Here is a 2,911-nt window from a genome sequence, read left to right as displayed (position 1 = left end):
GTGACCCCTCTCAGGGGCTATGAGAACTCCAACGCTTCTGACATCCGGTTCGCCCCTAACGGGGTTGTGACCCCTCTCAGGGGCTATGAGAACCCCACAGTAAAGGCCCAGCTCACAAGCCCTGTAGAGTCCGGGATTCGGCGGCGCTTTGCAGTGAACCTCCGGTAGTGCATTCTCCCCGGGAGGTCTGCTGCAATCCACTGCCTCCACCCTATGCCGTCCCGCTCCGCGAGATCGGCCAGATACACCTCTGAAACCCAGAAAACCTTAATGAATATCGCGATAAGTATACAAGTTGGGGGCGGGGCAGCTGTCGGGCATCCAGGATCCTGTTGTCAGACCGACACGTGGTACAGCAACTCGTACGCGTGAGCGCCTTTCACCAGCTCCGATACCTCAACGGGGTGGCCATTGCCGGAGTAGGCCACGCGGAACTGCCGGATGATCGGCACATCTGGAAGAGCAAGCAGGTCAGCCTCTTCCGCAGTCGGCATCCTTGCCGACACGGCATCCACGAAGTGACGTGGGGGATAACCGCGCTCCTCAAGTACACGGGACGCGCCACCACGAACCCGATGAGGCTCCGCCAGGTCCGTGCCATCCACGAGCTCCAGAGGGTAATACGACCGCGCAATCTCTACGGGACGGCCACTATGCCTCAGCAGGCGTCGGCGAAGAAGCACGCGGGAACCGTCAGGCTCGATCCTGAGCGCCTTGGCCACCTCGGTCGGGGGCAGAACCTCGCCGACCTCTAGTAGTTCATGAGAATAACCACCCGGCGACGGTGGCGAGTAGATTCCCACCTGGACTCGGTGCGGCTGGCGGTCGCGCACGAACACGCCCTTGCCCTGACGACTTGTGAGATACCCCTCGCCCTTGAGCACGGCAAGGGCCTTCTGAACCGTCGTGTTGGAAACGCCGAACTCTTCCACAAGCTGTGCCGTCGGCGGCAGTTGTGTGCCAGGGAGGACGTCGCCTGCCATGATCCGTGCCCGCAATGCCGCCGCCATCACGCTGTACGGCGGGCGCTCGTCAGCCCGATGTGCCATCGATTACCCCGTAACCAGTCGGTAGCGCAGGAGCCGTCCCTCTGCGATCATCACCATCACCGATGCTTCGAACGGTATTTCGTCAGCACTCAAGCAGGTTCGAGAGAGCGCAATCACAGGGGTTCGCTCCTCCACCCCCAACTCGGTGGCTTCAGCTGCGGCGGCAGGGCGGAACGCGATCTCCTCCAGAGCCTCATTGACCGTGTAGCCGAGGCTGGAGCAGGGTGACCGCACCACCCTTGATCTTTCGTGGTACCGCGAGGGCGGTCCCGTCCGCGACCGATATCGGATACCAAGAGTCAGTGAGCTCGGCTGGCTTGCCGTCGAGCACCATGGTCCGGCGTCGCACGATGGCCTTGGTGCCTGGGTTCAGCCCCAACATCGCAGCCACATTCGGTGGCGGCACCGCTGAACCGACCTCTCGGATCAATTGAGCGCCCATGCGGCCGGCCTGGGCCGCCTCCTCCCGCCACGCGTCCGTCTGCCCGTCAGGTCGCGGCGACAGATAGGGCAACGAAGTCACAATTCACACAGAGCCTCCCCGGCTCCCTTGGCCAACTTCTCGCGAAAACCATTATGGCTGAACGGCTGCAGCGGGTCTTCCCCGCCTGTCCGGCGTGAGGCATTCCCGGTATTCCCAGTTCGGTTGTGCGGAATCAACAGGCACTGCCCACACGAGCAGTACCTGGCCACATGCCACGTCGCGTCCTGGTGCTGCGATCCCAGGGCCACGAGGCCTCCGGAGCCGTCGGCAACCCCGACGACCCATGCCCACGTCGAGGCGGCACGCAAACACCCGGACTCCCTGGGCGAAGAACTCGCTGGCGTATTGCTGTTTCTCGCGATTATCGCCGAAATGTCCGGCGTCGATCTGGACGGTGCGGTGGAGGCCAAGATGGCCAAGAACCTGGAGCGTAGATATGGGCGCGGCCCAAATGGCACACTGGTCAAGGTGAGCGTAAGCGAATGGGCCTCACCAGCTCGGGGTAATGTTAAGTGCCTTTCGCGAGCAGACGGCTTGTGTGAAAGGGTAGGCAGATGGAAACTGCAACCGAGACGCGTGACCACTGGTGGTGGCGCCCCGGCTGGCGGCCTGGCCGTCGTTTTTATACCTGGCATTTCCTGCTGGACGGCCAGCCGGAACTCCACGACATCGTGCAGGAAATCCAGTCTTCACTTCTCGCCACTGGGGTCCTCGACCCTGTCTCAATACCATGGCTTCACATGACCACGCAAGGGGTTGGCTTCGCGGATGAGGTGGCCCCTGATGAGTTGGCTGCGATTGTGGACGAGGTTACCGAGCAGGTCAGGAATGTGGGGCCGATTGGTATCACCCTCGGCCCACTGGTCGTGGGAATTGAAGGTGTTTTTCTGCCGGCCAACCCGTTGAAGGGACTGGCGGAAGCTCGTGCGGCAGTTCGTGGCGGTATAAGGAACGTCTGGGGGCATGTTCCCGAATCTGATGACTTCTGGCCGCACGTTTCTCTGGCTTATGCCAACAAGTCAGGCACCCCTCTCGCGTCCATCGAACAAAATTTGCGAACATATCAGAAGGTGATCCCGGTGACATTAAAGGAGATCACTCTGATTGAGCTCAATCGCGACGACGGATATCGGTGGAAGATGGTTCGACGCCTGTCGCTGTGACGGCTGGTCAAAGAATCGGCAGGTGAAGTCCATCCGTCCACGGCACGGAAGTTGCTGTTGCGACCCCTCTCAGGGGCGATGAAGACCACCACGGCCGCGCCCCGGCCGGGCTGCGACACCGTGTTGCGACCCCTCTCAGGGGCGATGAAGACCCGCATTCTCTACCCGGGCCCTAAGGACAAGGGTGCCGGTTGCGACCCCTCTCAGGGGCGATG

The 2,911-nt window shown here is 61.8% G+C and carries 4 protein-coding genes; 1 reads left to right on the top strand and 3 read right to left on the bottom strand.

The window, feature by feature from the left end; translation table 11 throughout:
* Nucleotides 1–335 precede the first annotated feature (335 nt).
* Genes BLQ73_RS07915 through BLQ73_RS34950 form a run of 3 tightly spaced genes read right to left on the bottom strand, consistent with a single transcriptional unit; the run spans nucleotide 336 to nucleotide 1,491 of the window.
* Nucleotides 336–1,010: a GntR family transcriptional regulator gene (locus tag BLQ73_RS07915; protein WP_275936269.1), complete on the bottom strand. Its 675-nt coding sequence runs from the start codon at nucleotides 1,008–1,010 to the stop codon at nucleotides 336–338.
* Between the two features lie 42 nt (nucleotides 1,011–1,052).
* Nucleotides 1,053–1,283 (bottom strand): UTRA domain-containing protein, encoded by a 231-nt coding sequence (locus BLQ73_RS34955; protein ID WP_420820000.1) that lies wholly within the window; start codon nucleotides 1,281–1,283, stop codon nucleotides 1,053–1,055.
* Nucleotides 1,243–1,491: a UTRA domain-containing protein gene (locus tag BLQ73_RS34950; RefSeq protein WP_420819999.1), complete on the bottom strand. Its 249-nt coding sequence runs from the start codon at nucleotides 1,489–1,491 to the stop codon at nucleotides 1,243–1,245. The genes BLQ73_RS34955 and BLQ73_RS34950 overlap by 41 nt, the downstream gene beginning before the upstream one ends.
* A 596-nt stretch (nucleotides 1,492–2,087) precedes the next feature.
* Between BLQ73_RS34950 and BLQ73_RS07905 the strand changes: the two genes are divergently transcribed.
* Nucleotides 2,088–2,696, top strand: a complete 609-nt coding sequence (locus tag BLQ73_RS07905) for a 2'-5' RNA ligase family protein (RefSeq protein ID WP_093169721.1) — start codon at nucleotides 2,088–2,090, stop codon at nucleotides 2,694–2,696.
* Nucleotides 2,697–2,911: the final 215 nt, after the last annotated feature.

Source organism: Sinosporangium album (genome assembly GCF_900100605.1).
GTDB lineage: Bacteria > Actinomycetota > Actinomycetes > Streptosporangiales > Streptosporangiaceae > Sinosporangium > Sinosporangium album.
Note: the sequence above shows the minus strand (reverse complement) of the source record. Positions and strands in the feature narration are given on the sequence as shown.